This is a genomic window from Kocuria rhizophila DC2201 (genome assembly GCF_000010285.1).
Taxonomy (GTDB): domain Bacteria; phylum Actinomycetota; class Actinomycetes; order Actinomycetales; family Micrococcaceae; genus Kocuria; species Kocuria rhizophila_A.
On sequence record NC_010617.1, the window covers coordinates 919,418 to 937,735 of the forward strand.

Sequence of the window (18,318 nt, forward strand, 5' to 3'; positions counted from 1 at the left end):
GATGACTGACACCCGAGAGACCAATGCCCTGAGTGCCGAGCGCGCGAACGCGCCGCACTCCTTCGACGCCCTGATCCTCTCCTCCTTCGGGGGACCGGAGGGCCAGGAGGACGTGATCCCGTTCCTGCGCAACGTCACGCGCGGGCGCGGCATCCCGGACGAGCGGCTCGAGGAGGTGGCCACCCACTACCGTGCCAACGGCGGGGTGAGCCCCATCAACGCCCAGAACCGTGCACTGCGGGACGCGCTCGAGGCCGAGCTGCGGCGCCGTGGTGTGGAGCTGCCCGTGCTGCTGGCCAACCGCAACTGGGACCCGTACGTGGCGGACGTGCTGCGCGAGAGCCACGAGCGCGGCTACCGGAACCTGCTGGTGCTCGCCACGAGCGCGTACTCCGGGTACTCCAGCTGCCGCCAGTACCGCGAGGACTACGGCGTGGGCCTGGAGGAGACCGGGCTGCAGGACGAGCTGCACGTGGAGAAGATCCGGCAGTACTACGACTCCGAGGGCTTCCTGCGCCCCTACGCCACCAAGCTGCGGGACTCGCTGCTCGCCCTGCGCGAGCGCACCGACGGTCCGCTGCGCGTGCTGTTCACCACGCACTCCGTGCCCATGACGGACGCGAACGCCGCGGGCCCCGAGCGCATGGACTTCGAGGGGGACTCCGCCTACGTGGCGCAGCACCTCGCGGCCGCGCGCTGGATCGTGGAGCAGGTGGGCGAGCCCATGGCCGGGGTCGAGTGGGAGCTCGTGTACCAATCCCGCTCCGGGCCCCCGCAGGTGCCGTGGCTCGAGCCGGACATCTGCGACGTCATCGAGGGGCTGCCCGCCCAGGGCGTCACCGGTGTGGCCGTGGTGCCCCTGGGCTTCGTCTCGGACCACATGGAGGTGCTGTGGGACCTGGACACCGAGGCCCGTGACGCCGCCGCCGAGGCGCAGCTGGAGTTCGAGCGGATCCCCACCGCCGGCACGGACCCGGAGTTCGTGGCGGCGCTCGCGGACCTCGTGGAGCAGCGCCTGGGCACACCCTCCGCACCCCCGCGGGTCTCTGCGTGCGCGCAGGGCACGTGGTTCGACACGTGCGCCCCGGACTGCTGCGTCAAGGTGCTGCACGGGCAGAGCGAGCCCCGCCCCACGATCGCCCAGCGCCCCGTCGGGGAGCCCATTCCCGTGGGTCTCAACGAGAACGGCGAGGTGATCCACCGGTGAGCGGAGCCGTGTTCACGGTGGGCACCCGCGGTTCGCAGCTGGCCATGACCCAGAGCCGGTGGGCGGCCGAGGCCGTCTCCCGTGCCGGGGGCATCGACCACGAGCTCGTCACGGTGCGCACCGAGGGGGACGTCCTCACGGGACCGCTGTCCCAGATGGGCGGGACCGGGGTGTTCGCTACCGCCCTGCGGTCGCAGGTGCTGGACGGCCGCGTGGACCTCGCGGTGCACTCGCTCAAGGACCTGCCCACCGCCCCGGTGGAGGGGCTGCGGATCGTGGCCCTGCCCGAGCGCGAGGACCCGCGGGACGCCCTGTGCGCCCGGGACGGCCTCACGCTGGCCGAGCTGCCCGAGGGTGCGGCCGTGGGCACGGGCTCACCCCGCCGCGTGGCCCAGCTGCGCGCCCTGCGCCCGGACCTGCGCATCGTGGACATCCGCGGCAACGTGGGCACCCGCCTGAACCGGGTGGCCCCGGCGGACCCGGGGGACCTGGACGCCGTGGTGCTCGCCGCATCGGGGCTCAAACGGCTGGGCCTGGAGGGCCGGATCACCGAGTACCTCGATCCGCACGTGATGCTGCCCGCCCCGGGGCAGGGGGCGCTCGCGCTCGAGGTCAGTGCGCGGCTGGATCCCTCCGGTGCCCTGATGCGTGGCCTCGAGGCCGTGGACCACCTGCCCACGCGGCTCGCGGTCACCGCTGAGCGGGCCGTGCTCGCCCAGCTCGAGGCCGGCTGCGCCGCGCCCGTGGGCACGTTCGCCCGCGTGGCCGGGGACGTCCTGGAGCTCGACGTGGTCGTCGCCAACCCGGACGGGTCCGAGGTGATGCGCCGCAGCGAGTCCGTGCCCGCGCCCTCCGTCGAGGAGGCCGAGGCCTTCGGGCGCCGGATCGCGGACGACCTGCTCGCCCAGGGTGCCGACCGGTTGGCCCGGCTGAGCCTGTGACCGCTCGTCGCGTGCTCGTCACCCGCGATCCCGCCGCCGCGCGACCCCTGGCCGCACTGCTGCGGGAGCGCGGGTACGAGCCGTGCGCGGCCCGGCTGCTGGAGGCCTCCCTGCCCCCCGACCCCGAGCCCCTGCGTGCCCTGCTGCGCGAGGCTGTCCGCCCCACCGTTCCCACGTGGCTGTGCGTGACCTCCGCCACCGCGGTCCACGCCCTTGCGGCGGTCGCGGACACCGCCGACTGGGGCGCCCGGCTCGACGCCGCCCGTTCGCCCGGTGCCGCCCCCGGAACTGCCGGGGACTCCGCCACCGGTCCCGCCCGGATCGAGGCAGTGGCAACGGGCGTCGTCGCGTCGTCCCCCGCGCCCGGGGCCAGCGCCCCGGTGGTGGCCACGGACGACGCCGCCCGGCCCGCCCCGCTGCGGATCGCCGCCGTGGGTGCCGCGACCGCCCGGGCCCTCGCCGATCACGGCGTGGGGGTGGACTTCGTGCCCGCCGGGACCTCCAGCGCTGCGGGCATGCTCGCGGAGTGGCCGGAGGGTCTCGACATGCGGTGGAAGGCATCCGTCGCGCGCCGCTCTGGCGGTCGCGGTGTGGCGGGTGCCGACACCTCATCCTCCGGTCTCGGCACGCGCGCGGGCACCGGCGCCACCGGACACGCCGGTTCCGCAACGGGGACCGCGGGTGCCGGGTCGCCGGGCGACGTCCCCCGAGCTCTGCTGCCCGTGTCCGCGCTGGCCTCGGACACCCTCGAGGACGGCCTGCGGGCCAGGGGGTACCGTGTCTGCCGGGTCCGCGCCTACGACATGGAGCCCGCCCCCGCCCCGCGGCCGCTGAGCACGATCGCGTCCGAGCCGGACGACGCTCCGGAACTCGACCGCGCGGCCGCCCGGGCCGCGTGCGCCTCCGGTGAGCTGGCGGCGGTGGTGGTCACGGCGCCGTCGCGGGCCGGGCAGCTGCTGGACGTCAACCGTCCGGCAGAGGGTACCGCGTGGATCGCGATCGGGGAGCCCACTGCCCGCGCCCTGCGTGAGCAGGGACTCACCCCGGTGACCGCGGCACATCCGACTCCCGAGGCGCTCGCCGATGCGGTGGTGCACGCGCTCGGAACCCCCGGCACGGCCGGGCGCAACAAATTCTCATGATGCAACGATTCGATGAACCAGGAGACCTGCAGATGAACGACGACGTCTCGTACGACCTCGTGTCCCGCCCCCGGCGGCTGCGCAGCACCCCGGCCATGCGCCGGTTCGTGGCCGAGACCCGGGTGGACCCCTCCGACCTGATCCTGCCGGTGTTCGTCAGGGAGGGGCTCAGTGAACCGCAGCCCCTGTCCTCGATGCCCGGTGTGGTGCAGCACAGCATGGACTCCCTCCGGCGCGCCGCCGCGGAGGCTGTGGAACTCGGCCTGGGCGGCTTCATGATCTTCGGCGTGCCCGAGACCCGGGACGCCGAGGGTTCCGCCGCACTGGACCCGGACGGGATCCTGAACCGCGGCATCCGTGCGGTGCGCGAGGAGGTGGGGGACGGCGTCGTCGTGATGGCGGACCTGTGCCTGGACGAGTTCACGGACCACGGCCACTGCGGCGTGCTGGATGCCCGGGGCCGCGTGGACAACGACCGCACGCTGGAGATCTACGGCCGGATGGCCGTGGCCCAGGCGGAGGCCGGGGCGCACATGCTGGGCCCGTCCGGGATGATGGACGGGCAGGTGGGCGTGATCCGCGCGGCCCTGGACGCGGCGGGCCACGAGGACGTCTCGATCCTCGCCTACACCGCCAAGTACTCCTCGGCGTTCTACGGCCCGTTCCGCGAGGCCGTGGACTCCACGCTCACCGGGGACCGCAAGACCTACCAGATGGACCCCGCCAACCGGCGTGAGGCCCTGCTGGAGCTGCAGACGGACCTCGCCGAGGGCGCGGACATGGTCATGGTCAAGCCCGCAATGAGCTACCTGGACATCCTGCGCGAGATCGCGGATGCCTCACCGGTGCCGGTGTCCGCGTACCAGATCTCGGGGGAGTACGCGATGATCGAGGCCGCGTCCGCCAACGGGTGGATCGATCGCGAGGCCGCGATCCGCGAGTCCGTGCTCTCCATCAAGCGCGCCGGCGCCGACTCGATCCTGACCTACTACGCCACAGAGCTCGCCGGGTGGCTCCGCCGCGAGAACGGCCGGTGACAGCCCAACCGCCGCACCCCACCGGTACGGTGGCCGGGACCCGTTCCCGGCGAAAGGAATGAAGTGATCTCATGAGTGTTTCGCAAGAACTTTTCGACCGTGCCCGCCGTGTGATGCCCGGTGGCGTGAACTCGCCCGTGCGCGCGTTCAACTCCGTGGGCGGCACCCCGCCGTTCATCGCCGCAGCCAAGGGCCCGTACCTCACGGACGTGGACGGCCGCGAGTACGTGGACCTCGTGTGCTCGTGGGGCCCCGCCCTGATCGGGCACGCGCACCCCGTGGTGACCGAGGCCGTGCACGAGGCCGTCGAGCGCGGTCTGGGCTTCGGCGCGACCACGCGCGGTGAGACCGAGCTCGCCGAGCTCGTGGTGGACCGCGTGGCACCGCTCGAGGAGATCCGCATGGTCTCCACGGGCACCGAGGCCACCATGACGGCGCTGCGCCTGGCCCGTGGGTACACGGGCCGTGACCTCGTGGTGAAGTTCGCCGGCTGCTACCACGGCCACGTGGACTCGTTGCTCTCCGAGGCCGGTTCGGGGCTCGCGACGCTCGCACTGCCGGGCTCCGCAGGTGTCACCGAGGCGACCGCCGCGCAGACCCTCGTGCTGCCGTACAACGACGTCGCCGCGCTCGAGGCCGCGTTCGCCGAGCACCCCGGTCGGATCGCTGCGGTGATCACCGAGGCCGCCCCGTGCAACATGGGCGTGGTCACCCCGCAGGACGGCTTCAACGCCGCGATCCGCCGCATCACGCAGGCGGACGGCGCGCTCATGATCCTGGACGAGGTGCTCACGGGCTTCCGCGTGCACGAGGCCGGGTACTGGGGTCTCAGCAACGCCGCGGGCGAGAGCTGGGCCCCGGACCTGTTCACGTTCGGCAAGGTCATCGGCGGCGGGCTGCCCACCGCGGCCCTCGGTGGCCGCCGCGAGGTCATGGAGTACCTGGCCCCCACCGGTCCCGTGTACCAGGCGGGCACGCTGTCCGGGAACCCGGTGGCGATGGCCGCGGGTCTCGCCACGCTCAAGTGCGCGGACGCGGTGGCCTACCAGACCATCGACCGCCGTTCCGAGCAGCTGCGCGCCGGTCTGCGCGAGGCCCTCGACGCCGCCGGCGTGGACTACTCCATCCAGGAGGTGGGCAGCCTGTTCTCACTCGCGTTCGGCACCCGGTCCACGGGCGTGCACGACTACGCCGACGCCAAGGGCCAGGAGGCCTTCCGGTACACGCCGTTCTTCCACGCGATGCTGGACGCCGGGGTCTACCTGCCGCCCTCGGTGTTCGAGGCGTGGTTCCTCTCCGCGGCGCACGACGACTCCGCCATGGACCGGATCCTCTCCGCGCTGCCGGCCGCGGCGCGGGCCGCCGCGGAGGCGCAGCCCCCGCAGCCCTGACCCGGCCCTGCGCTGCGCGTCCTGGCCCCGGTCGCGGGGGCGGGGCGCGCACTGGCACGACGACGACGGCGCGGCACCCTGACAGGGGTGCCGCGCCGTCGTGCTGGGGCAGCGAGGTCTACGGCCGCGGGTGGACGGGCCACGTGCCGTCCACGACCGCGGTGGGGTCCTTGCGGCGGAAGTACTCCTGCAGGGAGGCGGCCTGCTCGGCGGCCCACCCGATCTGCGCCTCGTGCAGCGCGGCGGCGGGCTGACGGAGCTCTGCGAAACGATCGGCGAGGGCGGCGGCGAGCCGCTCGGTGGCCAGGGCGTCCTCGGCGGAGGTGTGGGCGGCGTCGAGCACCACACCGTACTCCTCGCACAGCGCACCCAGCGTGCGCTTGCCCCGGCGGTAGCGGTGCACCTGCTTGTTGAGCACGAACGGGTCCAGCACGGGGAAAGGCTCCGGGGCGGGCAGACCGTGACGCTCGGTCTCGCGCGTGAGCACCGTGAGGTCGTAGGCGGCGTTGAACGCCAGCACCGGGACGCCCTCGCGCCAGAACCCCGCCAGGACCTCGCTCAGCTCGGCGGCCACCTCGGCCACGGGGCGTCCCTCGGCGCGGGCGCGGTCCGTGGAGACCCCGTGCACCGCGGCGGCCTCCTCGGGGATCTCCACGCCGGGGTCGGCCAGCCACTCCCACTCTTGCAGCACGTCCCCCGCAGGGGAGACGAGCACCACCGAGGCGGTCACGATGCGCGCCTGCTGGGGGTCGCGCCCGGTGGTCTCCAGGTCGAAGCACGCGCGGGGGCCCTGGTGCCACGGGGCATCCGCCGCCACGACACCGCTCGCGACCGTGCCGTTCGTGAGCGCACCGTTCGCGGAGCCCGGTGCCCGGGGCGCGGTGGTGGAGGGGCCGGCGACGGACCCGCGCGGAGCTTGTGCCGCACTCGCCATGGTCCTGGAGGACGTGGGCGTCTCGGAGGATGCGGGCGCCACACCCGGTCCCGTTGACCCCGGTCCGGTCGATCCCGGCCGCTGTGGCGCTGGCCCGGTCGAGCTGTCATCGGGTGCCTCCGCGGGTCCGGGGGTGGGATCGAAGAGCGAGGGCTGCTCGGGCTCCGGTGTGGGCCGAGCGGCGGCACCCGGTCCGGCAGGGGACTGCGGGGCGTCGAAGAGCGCGTACTGGGCGGCGTCGTCGGGCTGGCGTGGGGAAGGCATGGCACCACGGTACCGGGTGTGACCCACGCCCTTATGAGTGTCGGAGGCCCGTGGTGGGATGAGCGCATGCGAACGCAGCGAGAAGCGTCCTGGCGGGTCCTCCCGCCACGCGGCACCGGCACCGGGCAGGCGGGGACCACCCTGGACCCGGCGCAGCAGACCGTGGTGGACCTGCCCGCCGGCCACGGGCCCGTGCTCGTGCTCGGTGCGCCCGGCACGGGGCGCAGCACCGTGGTCGTCGAGGGTGTGGTGCGGCGGATCGCGGACGGCACCGACCCCCAGCGGATGCTCGTGCTCGCACCCTCGCGCGAGTCCGCGGCCACGCTGCGGGACCTCGTGAGCCGCCGGGCCGCGGCCACCATCAGCACGCCGCTCGTGCGGGCGTGGCAGGCCTACGCCTTCGACGTCCTGCGGCGCGCGCAGGCGGAGGAGCTCCTGACCGGCATCGACCTGCCGCCCGTGCTGCTGTCCGGCCCCGAGCAGGATGCCTTCCTCGCGGAGATGATGCGCGGCCACGCCACGGGCCTCGGGGGTGCGGTGGTGTGGCCCGCTGACCTGCAGGACGCGCTCGGCACGCGGGGGTTCCGGGGGCAGCTGCGGGAGCTGTTCGACCGCATGAACGAGTACCGGGTGGAGCCGGAGCAGCTCGCGGCGTGGGCCGGGCCCCTCGGGCATCCCGAGTGGCGCGCGGCGGCCGCGTTCCGCACCGAGTACCAGCAGGTCCGTGCGCTGCGCATGCCCAACGTCTTCGACCCCTCCGAGCTGGTGGACCGGGCCGCCCGGGTGCTGGAGGAGCACCCGGATTTCCTCTCCCGGGAGCAGCAGCGCCTGGACGTGGTCATGGTGGACGACCTCCAGGAGGCCACACCGTCCGTGCACCGGCTGATCGGCGTGCTGTGCCGTGGCCGGGACGCCGTGTTCACCGCGAACCCGGACACCACGGTGCAGGGCTTCCGCGGGGCCCGCCCCGATCTGCTGCGCACGCTGGAGGACCGCGTCGGGACACCGTCGCACCCGGTCCAGCGGCTGCACCTGCACACGAGCCACCGCATGTCCCTGCCCGTCAACGAGGCGTGGCAGCGGGTGGCACGGGCCGTTCCCGTGATCGCCGGGGCGCGCACGGAGCGGGCGCCGGAGCAGCCGGCCGACACCGACCCGGAACCCGGCGGGGACCCTGCGGACGGGGTGAACGCGCCGGTCACCGGTCCCGGCACGGCAGGGCGGCTGGTCACGCCGGACGGCGTGCGCGTGGCCACGTTCGCCTCGCCCACCGCCCAGGCGCGCTGGTGCGCGGATCACTTCCTGCGACTGCACGTGCTGCGGGGGATCCCCTACCGGGAGATGGCGGTGATCGTGCGCAGCGGCCCGCAGCTCTCCGCGCTCACCCGGCAGCTCGCCTCTCTGGGAGTGCCCACCACCACGTCGGCCGCGGAGACCCCCCTGCGGGACGAGCCCGCGGTGATCCCGCTGCTGGACGCCCTCCGGCTGCTGCTCGCGGCCCAGGAGGCGACACCCGGGCAGGAGCAGCAGAATGCCGATCGGCAGACGCACTCCGGGCAGCACGCGTCCCCCGACGCGCAGCCGGTGGGCGCGGCCCAGGACGGGGAGGCGCCGTACGACGGTGAAGGGCCGCTCGACGGGGACGCTTCTTCAGAGGGGGAGACCGGGCCAGCGGGGGACGACACGCCAGGGGTGGCAGCGCTCGACCGGAGCCGAGCCGGCCAGATGCTGTCCGAGGTGCGCCCGGTCGTCCAGGGCCCGGTCGACGGCGCCCCCTCCACCGCGGGGAGGAACGAGGACCTCGTGAGCGAGGACTCCGCGGCCTCCGGCGACCCGCGTAGCGCCCGCACCGTTCTCACCGCCGCCACGGCGGTCTCCCTGCTGACCTCGCGGATCGGCGGCGCCTCGCCCATGGAGGTGCGGCGCATCCGGCAGCGCCTGCGCGGCTACGAGCTGCGCACGGGCGGGGGCCGCACGAGCGACGACCTCCTCGTCCAGGCCCTCGGGGACGGGCTGCTGCTGGAGCTCGCGGAGGTCCGCTCGGATGCCGCGGCCCGCGTCGCCGACATGCTCCAGGCCGGCCAGGACGCCCTGGACACCCCGGGGGCCACCGCCGAGTCCGTGCTGTGGGCGCTGTGGGAGGCCTCTGGCGTGGGGCCGCGCTGGCGGCGTCGTGCCCTGGCGGGAGGGGCGGAGGCCGTGCGCGCGGACCGTGACCTCGACGCCGTCGTGGGGCTGTTCGAGGCGGCCGAGCGGTTCGTGGACCAGGTGCCCGGAGCCACGGCGAGCGCGTTCATGGAGTACATGGACCACCAGGAGCTGCCCATGGACACGCTGGCCGCCCGGGCGCCCGCCGAGGACAACGTCTCCGTCACGACCCCCGCAGGGGCGGCGGGCCGGGAGTGGTCCCACGTGGTCGTCGCGGGCGTGCAGCAGGGGGTGTGGCCCAACACGGCGCTGCGCGGTCAGCTGCTCGGCACCGACGTCCTCACGGACGCCCTGGACCACGGCCCGGAGCAGGCCGTCCGGCTCGGAGCGGTGGACCGCCTCCGGCAGGTGCGCTTCGACGAGCTGCGCCAGTTCGCCACCGCCGTGTCCCGGGCACGCTCGGGGCTCACCGTCACGGCGGTGGCCACCCAGGACGAGCAGCCGTCGGAGTTCGTGGACCTCGTGGCGCTGGGCCGTGGCGAGGAGACCGGCATCACCGTGGAGGAGCTCGACGCGCCGGAACCGCTCACCCTGCGCCAGCTCACCGGAACCCTGCGGCGGGCCCTGAACGCGGTGGACACCCCGGAGACCGAGCGCGAGGCGGCCGCCCGACTGCTCCACGAGTTCGCCACGGCGCAGGACCCCGTGGCGGGTGCGGCACCGGAACAGTGGTGGGGCGTGAACCCCCTCACCACGGAGGAGGCGCTGTTCGACGCCGAGGAGCCGGTGCGGGTCTCGCCCTCCAAGATCGAGACCGTGCACCGCTCACCGCTCGACTGGTTTGTGGGGGAGGCCCGCGCCACGGAGACCACGGACCTCAAACGTGGGCTGGGCACGCTCGTGCACGACATCGCCGAGCACATGCCGGACGCGGACGCCGTGGAACTGATCACGGAGCTGCGGCGGCGCTGGCCCTCCCTCGGCATGCCCGAGGGGTGGACGGGGGCGCAGGAGCTCGAACGCGCCGAGACCATGCTGCGGAAGTTCGCGCAGTACGCCCGGGAGATGCGCACCCGGCACGAGCGGGAACTGGTCGCCGTGGAGGGCGGTTTCCAGGTGCTCGTGCGGGACTCCGCGCGGGACGCCCTGCTCACGGGCCGGGTGGACCGGCTGGAGGTGGACGCCCACGGGCGCCACGTGGTGGTGGACCTCAAGACCGGCAGGCACAAGCCCACGGGGGCCGACATCCCCGAGCACCCCCAGCTCGCCGCGTACCAGGTGGCGCTGCAGGCCGGCGCCGGGCAGGCCATGCAGGACAGCGTCCAGGGCGAGGACCTGCACGGCACGGACCGCCCCGAGCGCATCGAGCTACCCGAGGGCACCGTGCTCACCCAGCCGGGCGGGGCACTGCTCGTGCAGCTGGGCGACGCCACGGCCAAGCCCGGCGTGCAGCAGCAGGACCCGCTGGATGAGGACCAGCAGTGGGCCCGGGAGCTCATCACGCAGGCCGCCCTGCTGATGGCCGGCACCCGGTTCGAGGCCCGCCACACGGCGGAGCAGGAGAACGGGAGCCACGGCAGGTCGTGCGCGGTGCCGTGGGTGTGCCCGCTGTGCGCCCAGGGGAGACAGGTGACGGAGAAATGACCATGAAGGACTTCACCCCGGAGGACATCAGGTTCTCCCCGCAGGACATCGCCGAGGCCCTCGGCGACTTCCCGCCCACGGAGCAGCAGGCCGAGGTCATCGCCTCGCCGCTGACACCGCGGCTCGTGGTGGCCGGCGCCGGATCCGGCAAGACCACCACCATGTCCGACCGCGTCACGTGGCTCGTGGCCAACGGACTGGCACGCCCCGAGGAGATCCTGGGTGTCACGTTCACCCGCAAGGCCGCCGGGGAGCTCTCGCAGCGCATCGCCACGAAGCTGCGCATGCTGCGCCACGCGGGTCTCATCGAGGAGCCGGGGGGGGACGACGACGCCCCCGCGGCCGTCCAGGAACCCACCGTGAGCACCTACCACTCCTACGCCAACTCCCTGGTGCGCAGCTACGGGCTGCGCCTGGGCATCGAGTCGGACACCGTGCTGCTCGGCCAGGCCCAGGCGTGGCAGCTGGCGAGCGAGCTCGTGCGGGGCTGGGACGGCCCGCTGCCCGAGGCGGTTCCCGCCGTGAACACGCTCACGGGCGGCGTCATCAAGCTGTCCTCCGAGGCGTCCGAGCACCTGGTGGAGGCCCACCGGATCCGCGAGTTCGTGCAGCGCTTCCGCCTCGCGTGCCAGGACGTGCCTCCGGACGGGCGCAAGCGGACGCCGGGCAAGGACGTGGTGAGCGCCCTGTCCCGCATGGAGCAGACGGACGTGCTCGCCCAGCTGGTGGAGCGCTTCCACGCGGTCAAGCGGCAGGAGTCCGCACTGGACTACGGCGACCTGCTCTCCCTCGCGGCGCGCATAGTGCGCGTGGACCCGCATGCGCGCACCGTGGAGCGGGACCGCTTCAAGGTGGTGCTGCTGGACGAGTTCCAGGACACCTCCCACGCCCAGCTGGCACTGTTCTCCGGCCTCTACGGGGACGGGCACTGCGTGATGGCCGTGGGTGATCCGCAGCAGTCCATCTACGGGTTCCGCGGCGCCTCCTCGGGGCAGCTGTTCAGCTTCGTGGAGAACTTCCCGCGCCGCACGGCGGACGGTGGGTCCGAGTACGCCGCCACGAGCTTCCTGACCACGGCGTGGCGCAACAGCCTGTCCGTCCTGGACGTCGCCAACGCCGTGGCCGCCCCGCTGCGCACCGCGCCCGCCTGGAGCCGTTCTGCGGCCACGGTGGAGGTGCCGCCGCTGGACCCCGCTCCCGGCGCGGTCCGCGGGCGGGTGCGCGTGAGCCGCTACGCCACGGACACGGAGGAGGCCCGGGCCACCGCCCAGCTCATCCACGAGCAGCGGGCCGCCCACGAGGGTCAGCCGCTCGCGGAGATGCCCACCATGGCGGTGCTGTGCCGGCGGAGGGCGCAGTTCGAGCCCCTCCGGCTCGAGCTCGAGGCACTCGACATCCCCTACGAGGTCGTCGGTCTGGGCGGGCTGCTGCACACGCCGGAGGTCAGCGACGTGGTGGCCATGCTGCACGTGCTCACGGACCCCGGCCGCTCGGACGCCCTGGCCCGGCTGCTCGCGGGGGCCCGCTGGCGTCTCGGTGCCCGGGACCTCGCCGCGCTGGGGGACTGGGCGGCGGAGCTCGAACGACGGCACGAGAGCGCGGCACGGGGTGAGCAGGACACCCGCCCCGACGACGTCGTGATGGCCGACGCCGTGGACGGTTCCAGCCTCGTCGAGGCGCTCGAGACGCTTCCCCGGGACGGCTGGGTCTCCTCGCGGGGCAGGAGCATCAGCCCCGAGGGCATGCGCAGGCTCCGGGCGCTGCGCGAGGACGTCGTGGCGCTGCGGGAGGTGCTCGGCGACGAGCTGACCACGGTGATCCACGAGGTGGAGGCCGTGCTGGGCCTGGACATCGAACTGGCCGCGCTGCCGGGGGAGGACCCCGCCACCGCGCGCCGGAACCTGGACGCCTTCACGGACCAGGCGGTGCAGTTCTCCGCGACCACCCGCACCCACGACGTCGCGGCGTTCCTCGCGTGGCTGGAGACGGCGTCCCGTGAGGAGAACGGTCTGGACCTGCCGCCCGCCCACACTCGCCACGACGCCGTGCAGCTGCTCACGGTCCACGCGTCCAAAGGCCTGGAGTGGGACCACGTCCACGTCCCGGGCCTCAACCAGGGCGACTTCCCGTCCACGAACTCCTCGGCCTGGACGGGTGAGGCGGCCAAGCTCCCGTGGCCGCTGCGGGGTGACGCCTCCCAGCTGCCCGAGTGGTCACCGCGCGTGGACGACGTCCGGGAGCTCGAGGCGTCCTTCGGGGAGTTCGCCGAGGACGTCGCCGAGCACGACCTCGGCGAGGAGCGTCGGCTGGCCTACGTGGCCTTCACCCGCGCCAAGACCCTGCTGGAGCTCTCCGGCTCGGTGTACCGCGGCACGGGCAAGAAGCCCAAGGAGGTCTCGCCCTTCCTGCGGGAGGCGCGCGACATGGCCGAGTCCGCCACCCCCGGGTTCGAGGCGGGGCCGTGGGCGGACCCGGGAGAGCTGGAGGGCAATCCCCAGCTGGACACCCGGGTCAGTGCCCTGTGGCCCTACGACCCCCTGGAGGGCCCCGTGATCACCCGCACCTCGCGGGACGCGGACGGTACGCTCAGCGAGACCGTGCTGCCCCCGGCCCACGAGGGACGGCGCGCCCGCGCGGAGGCCGCGGCGCAGGCCGTGCGGAACGGTGGCTTCCCGCACCTGGCCGACGTCCCGGACGAGGAGCTCGCCGCGGGTGAGGCGGGTGCCCGGGTGCGGCGCTGGCGTCACGAGGCGGAGCTGCTGCTCGCGCGCCGCTCGGACCCCGAGCGCCCGCGCACGGTGCACATGCCCTCGCACGTCTCGGCGTCCGCCCTGGTGTCCATGGACAGCGACCCCGAGGGTTTCGTGAGCACCCTGCGCCGCCCCATGCCCCGCAGGCCCGGTTCGGCGGCGCGGGCGGGCACGGCGTTCCACACGTGGGTCGAGAACTTCTACGGGGACTCCGCGCTGCTCGACCCCGACGAGCTGCCCGGGGCCGACGACCACGTGGACGAGGACCTCGACCTGCCCCGGCTCGCCGAGACGTTCCGGGCGAGCCCGTGGGCCGAGCGCCAGCCCTACGCGGTGGAGCTGCCCGTGGAGACGCCGGTCGGTTCCCTCACGGTGCGCGGGCGCATCGACGCGGTGTTCCGCACCGCGGACGGCTGGGAGCTCGTGGACTGGAAGACCGGGCGGGTGCCCCACGGGGAGGATTTGCGCAGGAAGTCGGGGCAGCTGGCCCTGTACCGGCTCGCGTTCGCCCGGCTGCACGGCATTCCGCTGGAGAGCGTGTCCGCGGCGTTCTACTACGTGGCCTCCGACCGTGTGGTGCGACCCCTCGACCTCGCCGACGAGCAGCAGCTCGAGGGGATCGTGTCCTCCCTCTACGCGCGGGGCGGGGTGTCCTCCGCGGACGGGTCGTCCTCGCCCAAGTGACCGGGCGTGGGGTCGAACCCGTCGGTCCGCTCCCGGTCGGCTGCCCCCTCGGCGGGTGCGGCCGCGTCGGGAAGCGTGGGGGGTTCGGCCGGGGCCCGGGAGGCAGCGGTCGCACCCGACGCGGTGCCCTCGACCCGGGGACCCCGCGTGGGGTGCGCCGCTCCGGAGTGCGACGCGGCGGCGTCGTCCGCCGGTGCCCGGTGCCCTGCGGTGGCGGGACTCCCGGCGGCCGCGCTGCGGTGTGTGTCGGCCGCCGACTCGGGGGGACCGCTGTGCGGGACCCCGGCGGAGGGGGTCTCCTCGACCGGTCCGGGCACGCCCGGGGACGGGGAGGCACTGGCCCGCACGTCACGGGCCAGGGTGTCGAGCATGCGCTGGGCGTTGTCCACCATGGACGGGATGTTCCGGTCCACGCCCCGCACGAGCCACTCCGCGAGCGCGAACTCGGCCTTCTGGTGCGCGCGGCGCAGCAGGTGGCGGTCGGGCGGCTGCACGGCGGCCACGGAGTACGCCTCCAGGACGGTGTCCGCGAACGCGGGGTCGCCCATGCCCACGAGCCACGAGAAGTCCTCGGCGGGATCCCCCACGTGCAGGTCGCTCCAGCCGGTGAACGAGGCGAGCGCGCCGTGGTCCACCGTGATGTTGTCCTCGTGCAGGTCCCCGTGGACCACGCGCGTGGAGAACTGCCACAGGGTGGTGTCCTCGAGGGCCTCCTCCCAGCGGCGCAGCAGGGCGCCGGGGATCAGCCCGGTGGTCGCGGCGCGGTCGAGGTCGTGGAGCATGCGCTTGCGGCACTGCTCGGCGCTGTAGGCGGGCAGGTCCGCGTCCATCACGAGGGCGCGGGGCAGGCTGTGCAGCGCGCCGAGTGCGCGGCCGATCTGCACGGCCAGCGGCGCGCGCGGCGCCGCACTCGGGGAGGGTGCGTGCACGGGCGGTTCGGGGTCCGTGTTCTGCCGCTGCAGCTCGCGCAGGCTGAGCGTGCTGCCGGGCAGGTGGGAGTACACGAACGTGCGCAGCTCGCCCTGCGCCACAGAGCCGGCCACGGTGGGCAGGTGGAACGGCAGGTGGGAGCGGATGGAGGGCGTGAACGCCTGCAGCACGAGGTGCTCGGTCTCCAGACGCATGCTGGCCTCGGTGGTCAGGGGGCTGCGGACGCGCCAGCGCTTCCCGGCGGCGTCCTGGACCACGCACGAGCGGAAGTCCGCGGCGTCGTCGGGAGAAGGACCGGTGGCCACGGGGGCCACTCCGGGCACGGCCGCGGCCGCGACGGCGGCTAGCAGTTCGGGGGTCGTTCTCACCCCACCCACCCTACCGGCCGGTTGCTGGGTCCGAGCTGTCCACACGGCCCGTGTGGGTGTCCGCGCCCGGGTCTACAGTGGTCCGGTGAACTCATCCCCAGACCGATCCATCGCACCGGCGCCGCTGCTCGGCCCGGCCGAGCTGCCCTTCGCGGGCCGCGCCTTCGACCGGCAGGCCGTGGAGCGCGAGCACCGGGACCTCGTGGCCGCGGCCGAGGACTCCGGCACGGCGCGGGCGCTCGTGCTCCGCGGGTCCCAGGTGCCCACGACGCCGCACGGGCCGTTGCTGCCGCTGCTCGCCGAGGTGCCCGCCGCCACGGGGGATCCGGGGCGCCCGGACGTGTACCTGGGGCGCACCGCGGACGGCACCCGAGTGGTGCTGCGCACGTTCCCGGAGGACGCCCAGCTGCCCGGCTTCGAGGACGTCGCCTGGGAGGGTCTGCTCACCCTGGCCACCGCGGTGGAGCCCGAGCTGACCGCTCTGCTGGTCACGGGTCAGGCGATCGCCCTCTGGCACCGCGACCACCCCCGGTGCCCCCGCTGCGGTGCCCTCACGGAGGTCGTGCGCTCCGGATGGGCGCGCACGTGCCCCCGGGACGGCTCCCTGCACTTCCCGCGCACGGACCCGGCGATCATCGTGGCCGTGGTGGATGACGAGCCGGACCCGGCCCGGCAGCGGATCCTGCTGGGCCGCTCGGCGCTGTGGTCCGGCAACCGATACTCCACGTTCGCCGGCTTCGTCGAGCCGGGGGAGTCTGCGGAGCAGGCGGTGGTGCGCGAGATCGGGGAGGAGGCCGGGATCACGGTGGACACCGTGCAGTACCAGGGCTCTCAGCCGTGGCCGTTCCCCCGCTCCCTGATGCTGGGCTTCCGCGCCGCGGCCCACACGTCGGTGGCCGAGGCGGACGGCGAGGAGATCCTGGACGTCCGGTGGTTCACGCGCGAGCAGCTGCTCACGTGCGTCCGCACCGGTGAGGTCACGCTGCCGGGGCGGGTGTCGATCGCGCACGCACTGATCGTCAGCTGGCTGGGCGAGGACCTCCCGGGGGCCGAATGGTGAGCTTGGAGCAGAGCGCCGAGGAGCGGATCCTCGGCGGCCTGGACCCGGAGCAGCGCGTGGTCGCGACCACACTGAACGGTCCGGTGTGCGTGCGCGCGGGAGCGGGCACCGGCAAGACACGCGCCATCACCCACCGCATCGCGTGGGGCATCGCTTCGGGGGTCTACACCCCGCAGAAGACCCTCGCCCTGACGTTCACCGCGCGCGCCGCCAACGAGATGCGCCAGCGGCTGCGGGCGCTCGGCGCACCCGGCGTGCAGGCCCGGACCTTCCACTCCGCGGCACTGCGCCAGCTGCAGTACTTCTGGCCGCAGGCCGTGGGCGGGCCCCCGCCGGGGCTCGTGAACCACAAGGCGAGGCTGATCACCGAGGCCGGCCAGGCCATGCGCCTGACCACGGACCGGGCCACGGTCCGGGACGTCGCGGCCGAGATCGAGTGGGCCAAGGTCTCCATGCACACCCCGGACACCTACCCGCAGGCGGCGGGCCGGCGGGACATGCCCGCGGGCTACGACGTCCGCACCATGCAGCGGCTGTACCAGTCCTACGAGGACCTCAAGGCGGACCGGCACCTGATCGACTTCGAGGACGTCCTGCTGATCACGGTGGGGATCCTGGAGGAGGACGAGCGGATCGCCGCGGCGGTGCACGCGCAGTACCGCCAGTTCGTGGTGGACGAGTACCAGGACGTCTCGCCCCTGCAGCAGCGGCTGCTGGACGCGTGGCTCGGCTCACGGGACGACCTCTGCGTGGTGGGGGACGCCTCCCAGACCATCTATTCCTTCACGGGTGCCACGTCCCGGCACCTGCTGGAGTTCCCGTCCCGGTATCCCGGGGCGTCCGTGGTGGAGCTGATCCGCGACTACCGCTCCACCCCTCAGGTGGTCAACACCGCCAACCGGCTGCTGGCCGCGCGCCGCCCGTCCCTCACGTCCACCCCGGACACGTGGGCCACCCCGCTGCGCCTGGTCTCCCAGCGCCCCGCGGGCCCCGAGCCCGCGTGGAACGAGTACCCGGACGACGAGGCCGAGGCCGCGGGCGTGGCCGTGCGGATCCAGGACCTGATCGACGACGGCGTGGCCCCGCACGAGATCGCCGTCCTGTTCCGCACCAACGGCCAGTCGCAGACCTTCGAGGCCGCGCTCGCGGACGCGAACATCGGCTTCCAGCTGCGCGGCTCCGAACGGTTCTTCAACCGGCCCGAGATCCGGCAGGCCATCGTGCAGATCCGCTCCGCCGCGCGCACGGCGGGCGCGGACCGCGCGGACGTCCCCCAGCAGGTGCGGGACATGCTCGGCTCGCTCGGCTACACGGAGCGGGCCCCGCGCTCCGACAGCGCCACGCGCGCCAAGTGGGAGTCACTGCGCGCGCTCGTCTCGCTCGCGGACACCATGGCCCGCCGCGCCGCGGCCGACGGCGAGACGCTCTCCCTCGCCGGGTTCGCGCAGGAGATCGAACGCCGCGCCGCCACGCAGGAGGCCCCGGTGGTGGACGGGGTCACGCTCGCGTCCCTGCACTCGGCCAAGGGCCTGGAGTGGGATGCCGTCTTCCTCGTGGGGCTCTCCGAGGGGCTCATGCCCATCAGCTTCGCGGACACCCCGGACGCCATGGACGAGGAGCGCCGCCTGCTCTACGTGGGGATCACCCGCGCGCGGGAGCACCTCGTGTTCTCGTGGTCGCTGTCCCGGACTCCGGGCGGGCGGCCCAACCGGGCGCGGTCACGCTTCCTGGACGCCGTGCTGCCTCCCGCACCGCGCACCCCGGCACGACGCCGCGGCGGCCGTTGAGCGGGCCCGGCCGCCTCCCGGTGTCGCTGGC

Annotated in this window: 11 protein-coding genes; 9 read left to right on the top strand and 2 right to left on the bottom strand. The window is 74.2% G+C overall.

Annotated elements, in window-relative coordinates; genetic code table 11:
* Position 1: 1 nt before the first annotated feature.
* The 5 genes from KRH_RS04115 (at position 2) to hemL (ending at position 5,718) form a co-directional block, all read left to right on the top strand.
* The gene (locus KRH_RS04115; RefSeq protein ID WP_012397920.1) at positions 2 to 1,207 is read left to right on the top strand and encodes a ferrochelatase; all 1,206 of its coding nucleotides are present in this window, start codon (positions 2 to 4) and stop codon (positions 1,205 to 1,207) included.
* Positions 1,204 to 2,148 carry a hydroxymethylbilane synthase gene (gene hemC, locus KRH_RS04120; RefSeq protein ID WP_012397921.1) on the top strand — a complete coding sequence of 315 codons (945 nt, stop codon included), beginning with the start codon at positions 1,204 to 1,206 and terminating at the stop codon, positions 2,146 to 2,148. Before KRH_RS04115 ends, hemC begins: the two co-directional genes overlap by 4 nt.
* Entirely contained in the window at positions 2,145 to 3,290 is a 1,146-nt protein-coding gene (locus KRH_RS04125) for a uroporphyrinogen-III synthase (protein ID WP_012397922.1), read from the top strand. The genes hemC and KRH_RS04125 overlap by 4 nt, the downstream gene beginning before the upstream one ends.
* A gap of 32 nt (positions 3,291 to 3,322) precedes the next feature.
* Positions 3,323 to 4,327 (top strand): porphobilinogen synthase, encoded by a 1,005-nt coding sequence (gene hemB / locus KRH_RS04130; RefSeq protein WP_012397923.1) that lies wholly within the window; start codon positions 3,323 to 3,325, stop codon positions 4,325 to 4,327.
* A gap of 71 nt (positions 4,328 to 4,398) precedes the next feature.
* On the top strand, positions 4,399 to 5,718 hold the full coding sequence (gene hemL / locus KRH_RS04135; RefSeq protein WP_012397924.1) for a glutamate-1-semialdehyde 2,1-aminomutase: 1,320 nt from the start codon (positions 4,399 to 4,401) through the stop codon (positions 5,716 to 5,718).
* Between the two features lie 118 nt (positions 5,719 to 5,836).
* Here the strand turns inward: hemL and KRH_RS04140 are convergent, their stop codons facing one another.
* Positions 5,837 to 6,535, bottom strand: coding sequence for a 3'-5' exonuclease (locus tag KRH_RS04140; protein WP_012397925.1), 699 nt, complete (start codon positions 6,533 to 6,535; stop codon positions 5,837 to 5,839).
* Between the two features lie 447 nt (positions 6,536 to 6,982).
* On the opposite strand from KRH_RS04140, the gene KRH_RS04145 reads away from it, so the two are divergent.
* Both KRH_RS04145 and KRH_RS04150 read left to right on the top strand, forming a co-directional pair.
* Complete coding sequence (locus KRH_RS04145; RefSeq protein WP_012397926.1) at positions 6,983 to 10,708, top strand: UrvD/REP family ATP-dependent DNA helicase; 3,726 nt, start codon at positions 6,983 to 6,985, stop codon at positions 10,706 to 10,708.
* Positions 10,705 to 14,142: an ATP-dependent helicase gene (locus tag KRH_RS04150; RefSeq protein WP_012397927.1), complete on the top strand. Its 3,438-nt coding sequence runs from the start codon at positions 10,705 to 10,707 to the stop codon at positions 14,140 to 14,142. Before KRH_RS04145 ends, KRH_RS04150 begins: the two co-directional genes overlap by 4 nt.
* On the opposite strand, the gene KRH_RS04155 is transcribed toward KRH_RS04150, so the two are convergent.
* A complete protein-coding gene (locus tag KRH_RS04155; protein WP_226905911.1) occupies positions 14,091 to 15,440 on the bottom strand; it encodes a macrolide 2'-phosphotransferase in 1,350 nt (449 codons plus the stop codon). The genes KRH_RS04150 and KRH_RS04155 overlap by 52 nt on opposite strands.
* Positions 15,441 to 15,525: 85 nt before the next feature.
* Here KRH_RS04155 and nudC point away from each other — a divergent pair, with 85 nt between their 5' ends.
* Positions 15,526 to 16,500 (top strand): NAD(+) diphosphatase, encoded by a 975-nt coding sequence (nudC, locus tag KRH_RS04160; protein WP_012397929.1) that lies wholly within the window; start codon positions 15,526 to 15,528, stop codon positions 16,498 to 16,500.
* Positions 16,494 to 18,287, top strand: a complete 1,794-nt coding sequence (locus KRH_RS04165; protein WP_041297318.1) for an ATP-dependent helicase — start codon at positions 16,494 to 16,496, stop codon at positions 18,285 to 18,287. Before nudC ends, KRH_RS04165 begins: the two co-directional genes overlap by 7 nt.
* Positions 18,288 to 18,318: the final 31 nt, after the last annotated feature.

What these genes read in the sequence shown, in the direction of transcription:
- KRH_RS04115 (WP_012397920.1), top strand. Translation starts at nt 2, where the DNA reads ATGACTGACACCCGAGAGACCAATGCCCTGAGTGCCGAGCGCGCGAAC.
- hemB (WP_012397923.1), top strand. Translation starts at nt 3,323, where the DNA reads ATGAACGACGACGTCTCGTACGACCTCGTGTCCCGCCCCCGGCGGCTG.
- hemL (WP_012397924.1), top strand. Translation starts at nt 4,399, where the DNA reads ATGAGTGTTTCGCAAGAACTTTTCGACCGTGCCCGCCGTGTGATGCCC.
- KRH_RS04145 (WP_012397926.1), top strand. Translation starts at nt 6,983, where the DNA reads ATGCGAACGCAGCGAGAAGCGTCCTGGCGGGTCCTCCCGCCACGCGGC.
- KRH_RS04150 (WP_012397927.1), top strand. Translation starts at nt 10,705, where the DNA reads ATGACCATGAAGGACTTCACCCCGGAGGACATCAGGTTCTCCCCGCAG.
- KRH_RS04165 (WP_041297318.1), top strand. Translation starts at nt 16,494, where the DNA reads ATGGTGAGCTTGGAGCAGAGCGCCGAGGAGCGGATCCTCGGCGGCCTG.